General features: G+C 33.7%; 21 protein-coding genes. 16 read left to right on the top strand and 5 right to left on the bottom strand.

Features of this window, described 5'->3' with window-relative positions; genetic code table 11:
• From lgt to C8269_RS04915, 16 genes are all read left to right on the top strand, one after another.
• The gene (lgt, locus tag C8269_RS04990) at positions 1–801 is read left to right on the top strand and encodes a prolipoprotein diacylglyceryl transferase (RefSeq protein ID WP_106460641.1); all 801 of its coding nucleotides are present in this window, start codon (positions 1–3) and stop codon (positions 799–801) included.
• A gap of 108 nt (positions 802–909) precedes the next feature.
• Complete coding sequence (gene mraZ / locus C8269_RS04985; protein ID WP_106460640.1) at positions 910–1,323, top strand: division/cell wall cluster transcriptional repressor MraZ; 414 nt, start codon at positions 910–912, stop codon at positions 1,321–1,323.
• Position 1,324: 1 nt separating this feature from the next.
• A complete protein-coding gene (rsmH, locus tag C8269_RS04980) occupies positions 1,325–2,248 on the top strand; it encodes a 16S rRNA (cytosine(1402)-N(4))-methyltransferase RsmH (protein ID WP_106461131.1) in 924 nt (307 codons plus the stop codon).
• 1 nt (position 2,249) lies between these two features.
• A complete protein-coding gene (locus C8269_RS04975; RefSeq protein ID WP_106460639.1) occupies positions 2,250–2,621 on the top strand; it encodes a hypothetical protein in 372 nt (123 codons plus the stop codon).
• 18 nt (positions 2,622–2,639) lie between these two features.
• Complete coding sequence (gene mraY / locus C8269_RS04970) at positions 2,640–3,587, top strand: phospho-N-acetylmuramoyl-pentapeptide-transferase (RefSeq protein WP_106460638.1); 948 nt, start codon at positions 2,640–2,642, stop codon at positions 3,585–3,587.
• Complete coding sequence (gene murD / locus C8269_RS04965; protein ID WP_106460637.1) at positions 3,584–4,900, top strand: UDP-N-acetylmuramoyl-L-alanine--D-glutamate ligase; 1,317 nt, start codon at positions 3,584–3,586, stop codon at positions 4,898–4,900. The genes mraY and murD overlap by 4 nt, the downstream gene beginning before the upstream one ends.
• A gap of 2 nt (positions 4,901–4,902) precedes the next feature.
• Positions 4,903–5,988, top strand: a complete 1,086-nt coding sequence (gene murG / locus C8269_RS04960) for an undecaprenyldiphospho-muramoylpentapeptide beta-N-acetylglucosaminyltransferase (protein WP_106460636.1) — start codon at positions 4,903–4,905, stop codon at positions 5,986–5,988.
• Positions 5,988–6,779, top strand: coding sequence for a cell division protein FtsQ/DivIB (locus tag C8269_RS04955; protein WP_106460635.1), 792 nt, complete (start codon positions 5,988–5,990; stop codon positions 6,777–6,779). The genes murG and C8269_RS04955 overlap by 1 nt, the downstream gene beginning before the upstream one ends.
• 42 nt (positions 6,780–6,821) lie before the next feature.
• Positions 6,822–7,925 (top strand): cell division protein FtsZ, encoded by a 1,104-nt coding sequence (gene ftsZ / locus C8269_RS04950; protein WP_106460634.1) that lies wholly within the window; start codon positions 6,822–6,824, stop codon positions 7,923–7,925.
• Between the two features lies 1 nt (position 7,926).
• Positions 7,927–8,394: a transcriptional regulator NrdR gene (gene nrdR, locus C8269_RS04945; RefSeq protein ID WP_106460633.1), complete on the top strand. Its 468-nt coding sequence runs from the start codon at positions 7,927–7,929 to the stop codon at positions 8,392–8,394.
• Between the two features lie 27 nt (positions 8,395–8,421).
• On the top strand, positions 8,422–9,741 hold the full coding sequence (locus C8269_RS04940) for a replication-associated recombination protein A (protein WP_106460632.1): 1,320 nt from the start codon (positions 8,422–8,424) through the stop codon (positions 9,739–9,741).
• Positions 9,731–11,119, top strand: a complete 1,389-nt coding sequence (gene asnS / locus C8269_RS04935) for an asparagine--tRNA ligase (RefSeq protein WP_106460631.1) — start codon at positions 9,731–9,733, stop codon at positions 11,117–11,119. The genes C8269_RS04940 and asnS overlap by 11 nt, the downstream gene beginning before the upstream one ends.
• Before the next feature lie 8 nt (positions 11,120–11,127).
• On the top strand, positions 11,128–13,530 hold the full coding sequence (gene leuS / locus C8269_RS04930) for a leucine--tRNA ligase (RefSeq protein WP_106460630.1): 2,403 nt from the start codon (positions 11,128–11,130) through the stop codon (positions 13,528–13,530).
• Positions 13,531–13,721: 191 nt separating this feature from the next.
• On the top strand, positions 13,722–14,315 hold the full coding sequence (locus C8269_RS04925; RefSeq protein WP_106460629.1) for a TVP38/TMEM64 family protein: 594 nt from the start codon (positions 13,722–13,724) through the stop codon (positions 14,313–14,315).
• 8 nt (positions 14,316–14,323) lie between these two features.
• On the top strand, positions 14,324–14,662 hold the full coding sequence (locus C8269_RS04920; RefSeq protein WP_106460628.1) for an SdpI family protein: 339 nt from the start codon (positions 14,324–14,326) through the stop codon (positions 14,660–14,662).
• Positions 14,663–14,739: 77 nt separating this feature from the next.
• Positions 14,740–15,051 (top strand): glutaredoxin family protein, encoded by a 312-nt coding sequence (locus tag C8269_RS04915; RefSeq protein ID WP_106461130.1) that lies wholly within the window; start codon positions 14,740–14,742, stop codon positions 15,049–15,051.
• Between the two features lie 85 nt (positions 15,052–15,136).
• Here C8269_RS04915 and C8269_RS04910 read toward each other — a convergent pair whose 3' ends face one another.
• The 5 genes from C8269_RS04910 to C8269_RS04890 form a co-directional block, all read right to left on the bottom strand.
• Positions 15,137–16,759, bottom strand: a complete 1,623-nt coding sequence (locus C8269_RS04910; protein ID WP_106460627.1) for a DEAD/DEAH box helicase — start codon at positions 16,757–16,759, stop codon at positions 15,137–15,139.
• 170 nt (positions 16,760–16,929) lie between these two features.
• Positions 16,930–17,343, bottom strand: coding sequence for a DUF2871 domain-containing protein (locus C8269_RS04905; RefSeq protein ID WP_106460626.1), 414 nt, complete (start codon positions 17,341–17,343; stop codon positions 16,930–16,932).
• On the bottom strand, positions 17,336–18,001 hold the full coding sequence (locus C8269_RS04900; protein WP_106460625.1) for a hypothetical protein: 666 nt from the start codon (positions 17,999–18,001) through the stop codon (positions 17,336–17,338). Before C8269_RS04900 ends, C8269_RS04905 begins: the two co-directional genes overlap by 8 nt.
• 66 nt (positions 18,002–18,067) lie before the next feature.
• Positions 18,068–18,616, bottom strand: a complete 549-nt coding sequence (locus C8269_RS04895) for a TetR/AcrR family transcriptional regulator (protein ID WP_106460624.1) — start codon at positions 18,614–18,616, stop codon at positions 18,068–18,070.
• Positions 18,617–18,656: 40 nt separating this feature from the next.
• Entirely contained in the window at positions 18,657–18,977 is a 321-nt protein-coding gene (locus C8269_RS04890) for a DUF4491 family protein (RefSeq protein WP_106460623.1), read from the bottom strand.
• Between the last annotated feature and the right edge of the window lie 74 nt (positions 18,978–19,051).

The following is a 19,051-nucleotide window of genomic DNA, read 5'->3' as shown; positions in this document are numbered from 1 at the left end:
ATGGAATTTAATATAGATAGGGTAGCCTTTTCTATTTTTGGCCTAGACATATATTGGTATGCCATAATAATAATTGGAGGAATATTAATTTCCTCCCAATTTGCCAAGAAAGAATTTGTAAGAAGAGGTTTTGAAGAAGACTTTATTTACGATATACTTTTTGTAATCCTCCCAATAGGAATTATTGGAGCAAGGCTTTGGTATGTAGCTTTTGAATGGGATTTTTATGGAGCAAACCCAAGCCAGATACTAAACTTCAGGGCAGGAGGCCTTGCCATCCACGGCGGAATATTTGCAGGACTTATAGCCTTATGGATATATGCTAAGCATAAAAATATTCCAATATTAGATCTTACAGATGTTATGGTTCCATCCCTTATTCTTGCCCAAGCTATAGGCAGGTGGGGCAATTTTGCAAATTCTGAAGCTCACGGTGGTCCAACAAACTTGCCTTGGGGAATTATAATAGATGGGGTCAAGGTTCATCCTACCTTCCTCTATGAATCAATTGGAGATTTTCTAATATTTCTATTTTTAATATTTTATAGAAAGAAAAATCCAAGCAAGGGCAAGCAAACAGCCATATATTTTATAGGTTATGGAGTTTTGAGATTTTTTGTAGAAGGTCTTAGAACAGATTCCTTATATGTACTTGGTCTTAGGACTGCTCAGCTAGTCTCAATTGGTTTTGTAATAATAGGAGTTATTTTATTTATATATGCACATAAAAATAATCTCCCACCTTATTTTCAAAAAGCTAAATCTAAAGAAAAAGCTGATAGAATAATCAAATTTAAATAAGTTAGTAAATATTGACCGGTTTTAACACCGGTCTTTTTTCTTGCTTTTTTCCCTGATATAGGATAAAATGATAGTGAAGTGGAAGATAGTGGTAAAAGGTGGTAAGAAATGTTCCTAGGTGAATATATCCATAAGATGGATTCAAAAAATAGAATAATGATGCCTAGTGAATTTAGACCTTCTCTCGGGGAAGAATTCTATCTTACCAAGGGACCTGAGAACTCCTTAGTAATTTATACAGAAGAAGAATTTCAAAAAAGGTCTCAAAACCTTGACCAGTTAATCTATGAAAATAAGAAAAATCGTGCAATAAAAAGGCTATTTTTCTCTTCCACTGTCAAGATGAACCTTGATAAACAAGGGAGAATCTTGATAAATAAGAATCTTAAGGACTATGCTAAAATCTCAGATGAGGCCATAATAATTGGCAATAACAATACCATAGAAATATGGGATAGAAAAGTTTGGGATGAATATATAAACGAAGTCGAGGTGAATTTATCCGACATTATGGATGAATGATATGAAATTTGAACATATACCAGTTCTTGCAAAAGAAACTATAGAAAATTTAAATATTAAACCAGACGGAATTTATGCTGACCTAACTCTAGGAAAGGGAGGTCATTCTAAGATGATCCTTGAAAGACTATCTGATAAGGGACTTCTTATAGGCATAGACCAAGATGAAACTGCCATTAAAGCTGCCAAAGAAAATTTAAAAGACTACAAAAATACTGTATTTTTTAATACTAACTTTGAAAATATTAAAGAAGTCTTGACTGAGGCGGGTTTTAATAAAATCGATGGTGCTCTGATGGACATTGGCGTCAGCTCGTATCAAATCGACAATCCAGAGCGTGGTTTTTCTTATATGAAAGATGGACCACTTGATATGAGAATGGATAGACAAAATGAGTTAACAGCAGAAAAGATTGTCAATGAATACTCTCAGGATGAACTTACAAAGATATTTTTTGATTATGGTGAGGAAAGATTCTCTAAATCCATAGCCAGAAATATAGTAAAGTATCGCGCAAATGAAAGAATTAATACCACTTTCAAACTCCGAAATATTGTTATGAAATCTGCGAACTTCAAGAATGAAGTTCATCCTGAAAAGAGGGTATTTCAAGCCTTAAGGATTGCAGTCAATAGAGAGTTAGACGTATTAGAAAATACCATTGATGATATTATAGATTTTATAAATAAAGATGGCAGACTAGCTATAATTACTTTCCATTCTTTAGAAGACAGGATAGTTAAAAATAAATTTAAAGACTTGGCGACAGATTGTATCTGTCCGCCAGAGATTCCAGTTTGCGTATGTGATCATAGGGCTAAGGTAAAATTGATAACCAAAAAGCCAATCACAGCAAGCAAGGAAGAGTTAGAAGCTAATTCTAGGAGTAAACCTGCTAAACTTAGAGTATGTCAAAGGATATGATATGGCTGAGCGTATAGAATATAAGATAATAAAAAATAATAATAAAGGAAGAGTTAGACTGAAGGTAAAAGAAAAACCAAAAAGATCTAAGTCTTACAATATCGATTTGCTAAGAAAGAGAGATAGGATTATGAAATTCTGGATAAGTCTCTTTGTTTTTTCTATGCTAATGGCTATGACTACTTTTTTGATAAATAAAAGAATAAATTTGTCAAATGAGAGATTTGAGTATAATAGACTACAGGCAGATATAGTAAGTTATGAGCTTCAAAGAGATAGGCTTAAGACTAGCCTTGATGAAGCCGTTGACTTAAATAGAATTCAAAGATATGCCATAGAAGATTTAGATATGGTATATCAGGATAATAATTAGCTGCTGATAGGAAGTAATATGAATAAGTATTTATTAATTTTATTGGGAATATTTTTAAGTTTGGGCTTGTCATTTTTTATAATTCCAATTCTTAAAAGCAAAAAAATCGGTCAAAATATTAGGGCAGTTGGTCCAAAAAGTCATCTAGCTAAGGCAGGCACACCAACCATGGGTGGAATAATCTTTATAATTTCTGCCTTCATCTTAAGTCTATTTTTCTTAGATAAAAGCATGGAAACTCTAATACTTTTAGTATCCATGGTGGGTTTTGGAGCAGTAGGCTTTATCGATGATTTCAAAAAACTAGTATTAAAACAATCTGAAGGTCTTAAACCAAAAGAAAAATTAGTCCTCCAATTTGGGCTAGCAATCTTGGTAAGTATTTTAGCCTTCATAAATGACAAGGAATCTATAACAAGATTACTCATACCATTTACTAATTTTTACCTACCAGTATCAATAATAGGAATTCCTATTATGGTATTTATAATAGTAGGTACTACAAATGCTACAAACCTAACAGATGGTCTTGATGGCCTCTTGGTAAGTGTATCAATCCCAGTATTTATTGCTCTAAGCATAATTGGAAAGACAACCAATAATGAAACTTTTGCACTAATTATGCTTGGAAGTCTCCTAGGATTTTTGGTATTCAACTTTAATCCTGCAAGTGTATTTATGGGAGATACTGGATCTATGGCAATAGGCGGTGCAATAGTAGCCCTTGCAATAAATCTTAAAATTCCAATTTATTTAGTAATATTTGGTGGAGTTTATATGATGGAAACCCTATCAGTAATAATTCAGGTTTTATCATATAGACACAGGAATAAAAAAAGAGTCTTTCTTATGACTCCTATTCATCATCATTTTGAATTAAAAGGTTACAAAGAATCAAAGATAGTAGCAGCCTTCGCTGTTGTATCTATCGTATTATCATTAATAAGTTTGGTGGCATTAGTATGAGTAAGGTATTAGTATATGGACTAGGTGTAACAGGAATATCATCTGTAAAATGTTTGGATAAAAAAGGATATGAGGTCTACACCTTCGATAAAAATAAAGAAAAAATAGAAGAACTCAAGGGCTATAACTATAGCCCTATTTCTTGCGCTAATTTAGAAGATCATAAGTTTGACTTTGTACTTAAATCACCTGGAATCAAGCCAAATGATGAATATGTAGAGCTTTTAGAAAAGAGAAACGAAATCATCTCAGATATAGAAGCGTCACAAAGGTTATTTCCTGAAAAAGAAAAGATTGCAATCACTGGTACAAATGGTAAAACTTCCACCACATCGATGGTAAACCATATTTTAAATCAGTCAGGTCATAAGGCCTATGCGGTTGGAAATATAGGCGAGGGAATCTTGTGGCAAATGTATAATAATGAGGGAGTCTTTGTTGAAGAATTATCATCATTTCAACTACATGATAGCAAGTTATATCATCCAAAATTTGCTGCAATCCTAAATATTAACGAAGACCATATAGATTGGCATGGTAGTTTTGATGATTATATAAATTCAAAGCTAAAAATATCATCAAATCAAGATCAGTCAGATTTTTTAGTGATAAACAAAGACGATAAGATTTTGAAAGCACATAAGTTAAGCTTTAAGGCAAAAGTTTATGAATTTTCAAGCAGGCAAAGGGTGGAAAGAGGTCTTTACCTAAAAGAAAATACAATCTACCTCATAGATGAAAATCATGATGATGAAGGCATTTTAGATGTTAGAGGTCTATCTGTAATAGGTAGGCATAACTATGAAAATGCCATGGCAGCTATCCTTTTAACTTATCTATATGGGATAAAACTTGATGATATTATAAAGTCAATTAAGACCTTCAAATCAATTGCTCACAGACTTGAGTTTGTAAAAACAATTGACGGAGTAGATTATTATAATGACTCCAAGGGGACAAATGTCGATAGCTCTGTAAAGGCTATTGAGTCTTTCGATATACCTATTATTATAATTGCAGGCGGCTATGATAAGCACATCGACTACACTGATTATGTCAAAGCTTTCAAGAAAAATGGCAAACTTATGATAATAATGGGCCAGACAAAGCAAAAGTTAGAAAATATCTGCAAGGACCTAGGAGTTTCTTATATAATGGTAGAAAATATGAAAGAAGCCTTAGATGAAGCTTATAAAGAAGCCAAAAGCGGTGATGTAGTTTTACTATCTCCAGCCTCTGCTTCGTGGGATATGTACAAGTCCTATGAACAAAGGGGAGATGACTTTAAAGACCTTGTAAAAAAGTTAGGATAAATATGAAAAGAGCAATAATAACTGGTGGTGGGACAGGTGGTCACATCTATCCTGCCATAGCAATAGGTGATAAGATAAAAGAAGAAAATCCAGGAGTAGAAATACTTTATGTTGGAATAAAAGGCGGCCCAGAAGAAAGGATAGCCAAGAAAAACGGATATAAATTTCATTCTATAGAAGCAATGGGCATACCTAGAAAGATTAATAAAAGATTATTTAAATCACTTTTAGCAAATATTAAAGGATTTGGCCAAGCTAAAAAAATTATAAAGGATTTCAAACCAGAATTAGTTGTAGGAACTGGTGGCTATGTATGTGCACCTATTCTTTACCAGGCTGCAAGAGCTCATATTCCATCAATTGTCCATGAATCAAATTCTTATCCAGGTATGGCAAGTAAATTCCTATCTCAAAGGGTTGATAAGGTATTAATTTCCTACGAGGAAGCAAAAAAGCATTTTAAATATCAAAAAAATATTGTAGTAACAGGCAATCCTGTTAGAAATAATTTCAATCTTACTTATACTGAAGAGGATTTAAAAAGTCTTGGAATAGATGAAGATAAGCCTATTGTATTTTCCTTTGGGGGATCAAATGGATCTTATGCATTAAATCAAGCGGTTTTAGAACTAAGCAAAAAGCTTGATGGAAAATATTACCTCCTCCATCAAACAGGAAATAGGTATTATGATGATTTTGTAAAGAAAGCATCACCAAGCAAATACCTAAAAGTTTTTGAATATATAGATAATATTGATCTTTTTTATGGCCTAGCAGATTTAATAATAGCTTCATCAGGAGCGATGAGTCTTGCAGAAATTTCATCAGTTGGCAAGGCTTCGATATTAATACCTAAGGCATACACTACAGAAAATCATCAAGAGTATAATGCAAGAACTTATATGGACCATGGAGCAAGCCTTATGATTTTAGAAAAAGATTTAAAAGCTGACCTATTAAATGAATCTATATTGAGTATAATAAAAGATAAAGATACTATGCAAAAAATGGGGGAAGAAGCTTATAAACTTGCTGATATGTCCGCAACTGACAAAATTTATAGCGAGATTACTAAGTTAATTGATTAATGACTAATAAAAACGATGATAGAATTATAAAAAAGGGATCAAAAATTTTTAGTAAAAAATATATAGCTAGAAGACCAGGTAAGGAAGAAATTGAAAAGCCTAAAAGTAAGATTTTCTTCTTCCTTATTTTATTGGCATTTTTGCTTGGCATATTTGTAAATCTTTACACGCATCCCTTTATGAAAATACAGGATATATACATAAAAGGTAATGTTATAACTGATGATACAGAGGTAATAAAGAAGCTTAGGTCACCAGTTGGTAAAAATATACTATTATATGATTATAAAAGAAGCGAAAAGGAACTTAAAAAATTAAACTTTGTAAAGACAGCAAGAGTTAGGAAGGTTTTTCCTAAGATTTTATCAGTAGAAATTGGGGAAGACTTCCCACTTTATAAGATAAAAAATAAGGATTTTTATGTATCAAATAATGGACTTATAACAGCTGATGTGGATAAGATAAATACCGAAAGGCTTATCGAAATAGATATAAACTCTTATAATAAAGAATTGGGTGAAAATTTTACCTCTTCTGAAACTACAATGAATTTTATTAAGGCTATAAGCACATCTCCTATTATAGGTAGGGTAAGTAAGTTAAATTTGGAAAATAAGCTTGATATTGGTATAATGGTAGAAGATATTGAAGTTAAGTTTGGTGATTTAAATAATGTTGATTACAAGATTAAATTACTAAATAAAGTTTTAGCCGATATAAAAAACAAGGGCAAAAAAGTAGAAAGTATTAACTTAAACAACGGCGATAAGCCAGAAGTTGTGGTAGATTAATCTTTTAGCTAAATCTAAAAATAGAAAACGACGGGGGAATTTATGGCAAACATTAATTATGATATGGAAAACAATTCTTTAGCTAAGATAAAAGTTATTGGTGTTGGTGGTGGTGGAAATAACGCCATCAGCAGGATGAGAGATAACGGCCTATCTGGTGTAGAGTTTATGGCACTTAATACTGACCTTCAAGCTCTACAAGGTTCAAACGCTGATATTAGACTTCAAATAGGTGAAAAGCTTACAAGAGGTCTTGGAGCAGGAGCTAACCCACAAGTAGGTGAAAAGGCAGCAGAAGAATCTAAAAGTGAAATAGAAGAAGCTATAAAAGGCGCAGATATGGTATTTATCACAGCTGGAATGGGCGGTGGTACAGGTACAGGTGCAGCTCCAGTTGTAGCACAAGTAGCAAAAGAAATGGGAATCCTAACAGTAGGTGTAGTTACAAAACCATTCTCATTTGAAGGTAGAAAAAGAGCTAATCAAGCAGAATCAGGTATTGAAAAATTAAAAGAAAATGTAGATACCCTAATAACAATACCAAACGATAAACTACTCCAAATTGTTGAAAAAAGAACATCAATGGTAGAAGCCTTCCAAATGGCAGACCAAGTACTTATGGACGCTGTAAGTGGTATATCTGAACTGATAGCAGTACCAAACGTAATTAACCTAGATTTTGCTGATGTTAAATCAATCATGGCAGATCAAGGAATGGCACACATGGGTATTGGTAGAGCAAGCGGAGAAAATAGAGCAGTTGATGCTGCGAAAGCTGCTGTTAACTCACCACTTCTTGAAACAAGCATAGAAGGAGCTAATGCAGTACTATTAAACGTTACAGCTGCAGAAGTAGGCTTAATGGAAGCAAATGAAGCAGCTGAGCTAATCAGAGACCACATAGATTCTGATGCAAACATAATATTTGGTGTTGGTTCTGACGAAACAATGGGTGAAGAAATCAAGATTACAGTAATAGCTACAGGATTTGATAATGCGGGCAGACCTAGAAGAGCAGATAGATCAAATTCGTCTGACGAATTAAGAGCTCCTCAAAGAAACAACGCAAACAACGTCAATAAAAATAGCCAAAGGAGATCATCAAACTTATTTGATGATTTAGAGCTTCCTGACTTCTTAAAATAATATGAGATGTCCCTATTGTGATTCTAAAAATACAAGGGTATTAGATTCTAGATCAACTGATGATGACAGGGCTATTAGACGAAGAAGATTGTGCGAAGATTGTGACAAGAGATTTTCGACCTACGAAAGGTATGAAGATTCCACAATCATGATTATCAAAAAAGACAACACAAGAGAGGCTTTTGACCCAAGAAAGCTAATCTCAGGCATTGTCAAGTCTTGCCAAAAAAGACCTGTCAGCATGGATCAAATAGAAGAAGTAGCTAAAAATATTGAAACCAAAGTTAATCATACTGGCAAAAAAGAAGTAACTTCAACATATATAGGACAGCTTGTCATGGATGAATTAAAAGACTTAGATCCAGTAGCATATGTGAGATTTGCATCTGTTTATAGAGAATTTAAGGATGTCGATTCATTTTATGAGGAGATTATAAATTTAAAAGATGATAAAGGTGCTAGTAATTAGCGCCTTTTTTTCTATTAAGGAGGGCAAATGGATTTATTTGAATTAAACAGACAAAGAGAACTTTCAAAAAATGCACCTCTTGCAGATAGGTTAAGGCCAAATTCTCTTGATAAATACATAGGTCAAGAACATTTAGTTGGTCAAGGTAAGATTATTAGAAGAATGATCAAGGCTGATAGGATTTATTCTTGTATATTTTATGGACCACCTGGAGTAGGCAAGACTACTCTTGCAAAAATCATATCATATACAACAAACATGGCCTTTGAGGAAGTATCTGCTGTAGCTAGTGGCATAGGAGATTTAAAGGAAAAGGTTCAAATTGCAAAGGATAATTTGTCTTATGAAAATAAAAGGACCATACTATTTGTAGATGAGATTCATAGATTTAACAAAAGCCAGCAAGATTACCTTTTGCCTTTTGTAGAAGATTCGACTATAACCCTGATTGGGGCAACTACAGAAAATCCATATTTTGAAGTAAATAAGGCTCTTATTTCAAGGATGTATGTATTTGAGCTTAAAGAATTAAGCGATGATGACCTTAAAAAACTTATAGATCTCGCCCTAAAGGAAGATGAGATATTAAAAAATAAGGATATTAGGTTAAGCGATAATGCTATTTCCACCCTTGTAAGATATTCTAATGGCGATAGCAGGGCCCTATTAAATGCTTTAGAAATCGCCATATTTTCAGAAGATGAAAAAGATGGTAGAATAGATATAGACTCTGCTACTATCGAAAATTCCATAAACAAGAAAATTGCCGTCTATGATAAAAATGGCGACAGGCATTATGATACGATTTCTGCCTTTATTAAGTCTATGAGAGGCTCTGATATTGATGCAGCTCTTTACTATCTGGCAAAGATGCTAGAATCTGGCGAAGATATCAAATTCATCGCAAGGAGGATGATAATTTTTGCAGCAGAAGATATTTCAAATGCAAATCCCAATGCCCTAGTCCTAGCTAACGCTTGCTTTGAAGCGATTGATAAGATTGGCATGCCAGAAGCAAGGATTATCCTGGCTCAGACTGTGGTTTATCTAGCAGCAAGCCTAAAGAGTAATTCGACCTATCTTGCTATCGATAAGGCAATAGATTTTGTAAGAAATAATAAAGATAGTACAGTACCAAATAAGTTAAAAGATAGTCACTATGCTGGAAGTAAGAATCTCATAAAGGATGAGTATTTATACCCACATGCTTTTGGTGGCTATGTAAAACAAGATTATCTGCCGGATGATTTTGTTGAAGAAAAATTTTATGAGCCTATTTTAAAAGGCTATGAGAAAGAAATGATCGAAAGATTAAATAAAGTTAAGGAAGGCAATAATGAAGATTAGAGAATTATTAGAGAAAGCGGAAAGTTTAGTTGATAGTGAAGTAGTTATAGAAGGTTGGATTAGAAACTCTAGATTTAGTAAAAACGTGGGTTTTATCGATTTAAATGATGGATCAACCTTTAAAAACCTCCAAGTAGTAGTGGGCAAAGAAATTGAAAATTACGATGAACTTGATAAACAACACCTATCTGCAAGTCTTAAGATAGAAGGTAAGCTTGTTTCAACTGGAAAAGATAACAATCCATATGAAATTCAAGCAGCTAGGGTAACTGTTCTTGGTGAATCTTCAGAGAAATTCCCAATTCAAAAGCAAAGACAAACCTTTGAATTTATGAGAACAATCCCTCACCTAAGACCTAGAACAAATACATATAGAGCTGTATTTAGAACAAGATCGATTTTAGCCTTTGGACTTCATAAATTTTTCCAAGAAAGAAACTTTGTATATGTAAACCCACCAATTATCACATCAAGTGATGCTGAAGGTGCGGGTGAGATGTTTAATGTAACAACAATCGATCCTAATGATCCACCAAGAAGAGAAGATGGAAAAGTCGATTACAACAAAGACTTCTTCAGCAAAAAATCTTACATGACAGTATCAGGCCAGCTTGAGGCTGAAGACTATGCCCTAGCTTTCGGAAATGTTTATACCTTTGGACCTACCTTTAGGGCTGAGGTATCAAATACACCTAGACATGCTGCAGAATTCTGGATGCTTGAGCCTGAAATGGCCTTTGCTGATTATAATGTATGCATGGATACTGCTGAAGATATGATAAAATATGCAATCGACTACTTACTTGAAAATGCCAAGGATGAAATGGAATTTTTCAACAAATGGATTGACAAGGGCCTAATTGAAAGACTAGAAAAGCTTAGAAATTCAGAATTTGCAAGAATTACCTATACAAAAGCTATAGAATTATTAAAAGAATCTGGTGAAAAATTTGAATTCCCAGTTGAATGGGGCATGGATCTTCAAACAGAACACGAAAGATACCTATCAGAAAAAATCGTAAATGGTCCAGTATTTGTAACTGATTATCCAAAAGACATTAAGGCCTTCTATATGAAGAGAAATGATGATGGTAAGACAGTAGCAGCATTTGATATGCTTGTTCCTGGAGTAGGGGAGCTAATCGGTGGTTCTCAAAGAGAAGAAAGATACGATGAGCTTGTAAAATCTATGGAAGATAATGGCCTAAATCCAGAAGAATATCAAAACTACCTAGACCTAAGAAGATTTGGTACAGTAGTTCACTCAGGTTTTGGACTAGGTTTTGAAAGAGCAATGATGTATGTAACAGGCATGAAAAATATCAGAGACGTGATAGCTTATCCAAGATATGTAAACGCGTTTGCTAACAACAACTAGGGGGAACAATGGTAGAATATAATCCAAATGCCATAGAAAAAAAGTGGCAAAAAAAATGGGAAGAAGAAAAAACATTTAAATCAGAAATAGATTCATCAAAGAAGAAATTTTATCCTTTAGTAGAATTTCCATATCCATCTGGCCAAGGCCTACACGTAGGCCATCCACGTCCTTATACTGCCCTTGATGTGGTAGCTCGTAAGAGAAGATTAGATGGAGAAAATGTAATGTATCCAATGGGTTGGGATGCTTTTGGCCTACCAGCTGAAAACTATGCTATAGAAAATAAAATCCATCCAGCAATTATTACAGAAAAGAACATAAACCACTTTAGGGACCAAATGAGATCAATTGGCTTCTCATTTGATTGGGACAGGGAAATAAATACAACAGATCCTGATTATTATAAATGGAGCCAGTGGATTTTTATCCAAATGTTTAAAAAAGGCCTAGCTTACAAGTCAGAAACATCTGTAAACTGGTGCCCATCATGCCTAGTTGGCCTTGCCAATGAAGAGGTAGTAGATGGAAAGTGTGAAAGATGTGGAGCTGAGGTAGAGCATAAGCTAAAAAATCAATGGATGCTAAAGATAACAGCTTACGCAGACAGGCTCATAGATGACCTTGCTGAAGTTGACTATGAATCAAGAATAAAAGCTAGCCAAATAAATTGGATAGGAAGAAGCCACGGGGCAGATGTTAATTTTAGCCTAAAAGATAGGGATGAAAAGCTTACAGTCTATACCACAAGACCAGACACAATCTTTGGTGTAACCTATATGGTAGTTTCACCAGAACATCCAATACTTGAAAAATACAAGGATGACATTAAAAACTATGACCAAATCCTTGATTATAAACACCAGGCAAGCCTAAAATCTGACTTTGAAAGAAGTGAGCTAAATAAGGATAAAACCGGGGTAATGATTGATGGACTATCAGCAATTAATCCACTAAATAACAAGGAAATCCCTATTTGGGTATCAGATTATGTCCTAATGTCTTACGGTACAGGAGCTATAATGGCAGTACCTGCTCACGATGAGCGTGACTTTGAATTTGCAAAGAAATTTGATATGCCAATAATTCCTGTTTATGATTCAAAAGATGAGCTTCCTGTAACAGATATTGAAAAGGGAACAGCTATAAATTCTGATTTCTTAAATGGCCTATCTGCAACAGAAGCCAAGAAAAAAGCCATTGAATATGTAGAAGAAAATAAACTGGGAGAAGCTAAGACAAACTTCAAGCTTCGTGACTGGGTATTTTCTAGACAAAGATATTGGGGTGAACCAATTCCAATGGTATATTGTGATGAGTGCGGTTGGGTGCCAGTAGATGAAAAAGACCTACCAGTAAGACTCCCTGAGATAGAGTCTTATACACCAACAGCCACAGGTGAATCACCACTAGCTAAGATAGATGATTTTGTAAATACAACCTGTCCGCATTGTGGAAAGCCAGCAAGACGTGAAACAGATACTATGCCTCAATGGGCAGGATCAAGCTGGTATTATCTAAGATATGCAGACCCACACAACCACGAAGAAATAGCAAGCAAAGAAGCACTTGATTATTACACACCAGTTGATTGGTACAACGGAGGAATGGAACATACTACCCTTCACCTTCTTTACTCAAGATTCTGGCACAAATTCCTTTATGATATAGGTGTAGTGCCAACAAAAGAACCATACAAAAAGAGAACAAGCCATGGCATGATCTTAGGATATGATGGCCAAAAAATGAGTAAATCAAGAGGAAATGTTGTAAATCCTGATGATATAATAAGAGATTTTGGTGCAGATACCCTAAGAACCTACGAAATGTTCATGGGAGATTTCTCATCAGTAGCCAAGTGGTCAGATGAGGGAGTTAAGGGATGTAGAAAATACTTAGAAAGAGTCTTTAACTTAATCGACCTTGTAGAAGATGGGGATGACTATAGCAAAGAGCTTGAAGTATCAATTAACCAAACTATCAAAAAAGTAAGTGATGATTTTGAAAATCTTAAGTTCAATACAGCCATAGCCGCCCTAATGAGTCTATTAAATGAAATGAGAGCTCTTGGAAAAATCACCAAGGCTGACTTTAAAACCTATATAACCCTACTAAATCCAGTAGCTCCTCACCTTACAGAGGAATTATGGCAAATGGCAGGCTTTGATGGAGAACTTAACCAAACAAGCTGGCCAAAATATGACGAATCTAAGCTAGGCTTTGATACAATCGACCTACCAGTCCAAGTAAATGGCAAGGTAAGAGGAAAGATAACAATAAGTAAAACAGCAAGTAAGGAAGAAGCTCTAGACTTAGCATCTAAAGAAAATAATGTAAATTCTTATATAGAAGGCAAGGAATTTAGAAAAGTAATCTATGTTCCAGGCAAAATTCTAAATCTAGTAGTTTAAAAAATATTTAAAAAGAGAAAATCTTCGGGTTTTCTCTTTTTTGATGATACGCTGAAATTTTATTATTAAGGAATTCTTAAAAATTATAATTTTTTTTAAAGTCATAATTGTGTTATTATATAAAAAGAACTTGACAGTTAAAAAGCATTAATGTATGATATCACTACATACATCATACAGTAGAGGCGAAAATGAAATCTTTTATCAAAAAAAATTTATTCAATATAATATCAATAATCCTATTAATAATAGCCTTAATACTTGCTTTTATAGTTTATAAGAAGGGCTATTTTAACTCTCTAGAAAGCTTCAGAGAACTGATTTTATCTAAGGGAGCCTGGGGTCCAGCTGTATTTATGATTATTCAGATAATACAGATAGTAATCCCGATAATACCAGGAGGCCTTACCTGTGTAGCAGGAGTAGTTATATTTGGGGCCTTTTGGGGCTTTGTTTATAATTATATCTCAATTTGTGCTGGTTCAATACTTGTGTTTTTTATTTCCAGAACCTTTGGTAGATCCATAGTAATAAGGATTTTTGGAGAAGATACATATAATAAACACAAGGATAAGCTAAAAGAGAAGACCTATGACAGATTTTTCGCCCTTGCTATATTTTTACCTGTAGCTCCTGATGATTTTTTGTGTTACCTAACTGGCCTAACTGATATAAGTGTAAAAAAATATATAGCCATAATCTTATTGTGTAAGCCAGCTAGCATCTTGGCCTATTCCATGGGATGGGCTCTTGGTTTAGACTTTGTGATGAAAAGTATAAGATAGGAGATAATATGAATTTTGAATCCTTGCCTATATTTTTAGTACCAGCTTATTTGGTATTTGTAGGTTATATTTCAAATATGATAAAGAACAAAGAAATAGATAAAAAATATGGTTATAGGAGCGATTTATCAATGAAAAATAAGCAGAATTGGTATTTTGCCAATGATTTTATGGCCAAAGGTGCCTTTAGCTTAGCTATAGTTTTTATCATCCTTGGCCTAATCTTAAATAAATTTGTTATAATGTATACCTATAGAAAGATCATCCTAGTAATTATAGAATTTATGGCCTATGTAATTCTTGGAATTATTTTAGAGTCCAGGCTTAAAAGGGTTCACAAGAAGTAGTTTTATTAAGTTTTTTCTTATAAGCTTTGGGTAAATATATATTAAGTAAGACGTTAATGTATATAGAAAGGATTTTTATGAGAAAAGAAATAGTAAGAGAATGGGATTTTGAACTTTATTTTAAACCTGATTGCCCATATTGCTTAAAAGTTTTAAATTATTTTAGAGACAATGATATAATCAAGTTTCCATCATATAATACAGAAGATGTAAACTGCGGTTATGAAAACCAAGATAAGCTAATCGAAGTAGGTGGAAAAGTCCAGGTTCCTTGCATGGTCATAGATGGCAAAGCTATGTATGAATCTGATGATATCATAGCCTATGCCAAGGAAAATTTCCTAGAAAAAGCCAAAGAAAATAAGGCTAAAAGAGAAGAAAATAAATAAGTATTTTAAAAGCCCAAATCTTTTTGACCTGAGCCCACCCATATTATGGATTTTGGACTCAAGGTCAATAAAGATAGGGCTTTTCTTATTTTTTAGCTCCTTCAACTTTTACTTTTTTACCTGATATTTTTTTGTTATTTAATCCTTTAATAGCCTTATCTATGAAGTTTTTATCTATATCTACAAAGCTGTAAGATTTTTGAATTCTAATTTGGCCAATTTGATCATTTGGAATATGTCCAAGTCGGTTTAGGGCTTTAACTATTTTATTTGCATTAAAATTATCAAGTTTTCCCCTATTTATAAATAAGGTTGCCATATTTTCATCATTATATTTTGGATGGGCCTTCTTACTCTTAGCTTGCTTATTAGATTTTTTTGCCTTATCATTGTCAATACCATCAATTTTTTCGTGATGATTTCTGGTTGATTTTCCAAGCTTTTCGCTTAGAAGGACCTGGGCAATGATGAAGGGATCGTAACCTTTTTCCATAAGAGCTATTAAGATAGCTTGTTCCTTGTCTGACTTAGAATAATTTTCTAGCTTAGAGCTAATTTCCTCAATAATATTTTCTTCTTGACTTTTACCCATCTCAGCTAGGCTTGGGATTTCCATTTCCTCTATATGGGCCTTGGTATATTTTTCTATAGCCTTTAGTCTTTGCCTGTCCTTACCTGCTATAAAGGAGTAGCTAACACCACTTTTACCAGCCCTGGCAGTCCTTCCTATCCTGTGAACGTAGTATTCATCTAGTTGGGGTAGGTCATAGTTAAATACTATATCTACATTATCTACATCTAGGCCACGGGCAGCTACATCAGTTGCAACCAGGATATGGATAGTATTGTTCCTAAACTTTTTCATCACCTGGTCTCTTTGGCCTTGTTTTAGATCCCCATGGAGGCCATCTACAAGATAAGATTTTTTGCTTAGATTTTCTACAAGTCTATCGACTTTTCTTTTTGTATTACAAAATACTATGGCAAGTTGGGGCTTATTTATCTCAAGTAGCCTGGTTAGGGTCTCTTCCTTATCAGCTTCCTTCATAGGGATATAAAATTGGTCAATTCTATCAACAGTTAGTTCTTCAGCTTTTATCTTGATAGAAACAGGATTATTTTGATAGATTTTAGAAAATTCTGTTATTTCCTTACCCATGGTGGCAGAAAAAAAGCAAGTTTGTCTTTCTTCACTTGTCGCATCAAGTATAAATTTCATATCATCCCTAAAGCCCATATCAAACATCTCATCTGCTTCATCTAGGACTACTATATCTAGCTTATCTAGTTTAAGAACCTTTCTTTTCATCAGGTCTATTAGCCTACCAGGTGTACCGACCACGATTTCTACACCCTTCTTAAGAGCTTTTATTTGTCTTACGATTTGGGTGCCGCCATAGACAGATAAGATTTTGATATCCTTCTTATATTTAGCTAATTTTTCAATTTCTTTTGTTACTTGCATACATAATTCCCTAGTTGGGCATAGGATAAGGGCTTGTGTTATTCCGTTTGTCTCTACTTTTTCAACAATAGGGATAGCAAATGCTGCAGTTTTGCCTGTACCTGTTTGAGCTTGGCCAATCAAATCTCTACCTTCAAGGAGGACAGGGATGGTTTGTTCTTGTATTGGTGATGGACTTTCAAATCCCATGTCTGCTAATGCTTTTAGTGTTTCTTCTGATATTTTTAATTCTTTAAATTCCATTAATTGTGTTTTATTCCTTTTCTCTTTGCTAATTAAAAAAGGCAGCCGCCATAAGACAACTGCCAAATACTATATCTATTATACCCTGACTTAATTATTAATCACTTATTTTGAGAAACATTTAGATTGCCATACAAAATATCAATTAACTCTATTATAAGAAAATGAACTTATTCTTTTACCAAACTATTAAGAAAAGAATAAAGAAAATAAAAAGCAAGGGCAAGAATTATATGGCCTAGGCCTGCAAAACCTGAAATACTTGCATCAAGAGCCATTTGATTTAGGTCATAAATTTGATAAAATCCCCTGGCAACTAGACTTAAAAGACTTAAGCTAAGGCCTATATTATAGGTGATATAAAATCTTTTTTCTTTCTTAATATCTGAAGAATCAAAGTTTTTAGCAAATAGGGTCAAGATAAGAAAAATTATAAAGCCAAGCACAAGGCTGTGGCCGTGAGCAAGGGCTAGGTTTGTCCTGCCTGTAAAGCCTATAAATTTTGTAAACTCCCTATAAAAGGCTCCTATAAATAAGGCAAAAATCCCGTAAGCAAAGGCTGTTTTAATATATTTTTTAGTCATTATTTTCTCCTCTCATTGCCAAATAACCAATAAGAATTGTCCAGATATAGGTGCAGGTTTTTGGTATCATCAAGATACCGATAAGTGGTATAGTTTTTTCAAATAAGACCACCGGCAAATAGAATCCAAAGCTTAGAACTATGGTTAACCAGAGATTTTTAAAGGCTAGGTCTCCTTCTTCTCTAGATTTCTTATAGAAAATGATTATTATAAGGAGTCCTAAGATAGCAAAGGGGATATTTCTATATATAGCCCAAGCAAATGGTGAATTTGTACTCAAAAACATATTTTCTGGGCATAGGACCAGGCTAATCCTTAATAAGGCTAAGATCCATATTAGTATAGTTAAGCTTTTCCTATCCTTAATCTTGTAGCGCAAACGCCAAATATAGTATAAAATTAGGTAAAATATGGTCATCGTGATAGAAGTAATTAACTTACCAAGACCAAGAGCAAAGGTCCAGTTTTCTAGGCCTGTAGTATTTAGGGCTAGGGCTCTGGGAACTAGGTGGAAAGCATCTCCTAGGCCTAAAACAAGGGCCATTAGGCCAAATAAGAAATATTGCCTATCTTTTCCCTCTCTAACCATCCTTATACCAAGGAATGTAACAGTTGTTAGGTAAAAAATATCAAAGAGACTTTCAAATATAGCTTGCATATTATCCTTCTTTCTGAACACTGTTCATTTTTGAGTTTTAGAAAACCCGCACCTTTTGCGGGTCTTTTAATAAATAATTTTTTCAATGACCTTTAAAAATAGGTCCTTATCGTAATTTTTGTCGACAATAAAGCATATGCTTGTGGTAAGGATATATTTTATAAGGTCATCCTTTGAAAAAGTATCGTTAAAAGTAGCTTGCTTAATTTTTTTATCCTCATTAAGAGCACAAATCATTTCTTTTTTGAGCTTTTCAAGATAGACATCCATCGAGCTTTTAGCCTTATCCTTGTTTTTTGACTTGAAAGATAGGGAGTGGATATTAAAAAAATTGGGATACTTTTTAATACCTGAGATAAGATGGTCTAAAACATGATCTAGATATTTTATAAAATCATCAAAAGCCAGGCTCTTATCATCGATTCTAAATATATCTTCCCAAACACTTTCTATAGTCTCTATCAACAAATCATCCTTCGATGGGAAATAGTTGTAGATTGATCCTACAGCAAGATCGCATCTGCTTGCAAGTTTTCTTATACTAAGGGCATTTAGCCCTTCTTCTGCTACAATTTCTCTCGAAAATATAAGGATTTTTTCTTTAGAAATACTCATTAAAACTCCTCATGAACATTGTTCATTTTCATTATAAGGTCTATTTATCTTTTGTCAAATTATTTCTCAAATCATCATAATATTTTTTTCTATTAGGATTTTCTGGAAACCAGCCCTTAAGAACTCTTTCCTCTTGTTCTACCACTTCCTTTATTGACCAAAAACAGCAGCAAGCAATCACTCCAGCAAAGATACTAGGTATTAGACTCTTAATTAAAATAGAAACAAGAGTAAAGATAAGTCCTGCTAGAAAAAAATATTTATTAACCTTTTTACCAAAATAATATTCTCCCTTTATCACTAGGGGATGAAAAATCCCTATAAGAAAAAATGTCACTAGACCAACTAAAATTCCTTCCATAAATCCTCCTTCTATAATTATCTAATATATAGGCTTATCAGTCAAATAATATTGAAATTGACCTATGTAAAAGA

The organism is Anaerococcus sp. Marseille-P3915 (genome assembly GCF_900258475.1).
Lineage (GTDB): Bacteria > Bacillota > Clostridia > Tissierellales > Peptoniphilaceae > Anaerococcus > Anaerococcus kampingae.
The sequence above is the reverse complement of the archived record's forward strand: the minus strand, read 5'-3'. Positions and strand labels throughout refer to the sequence as shown.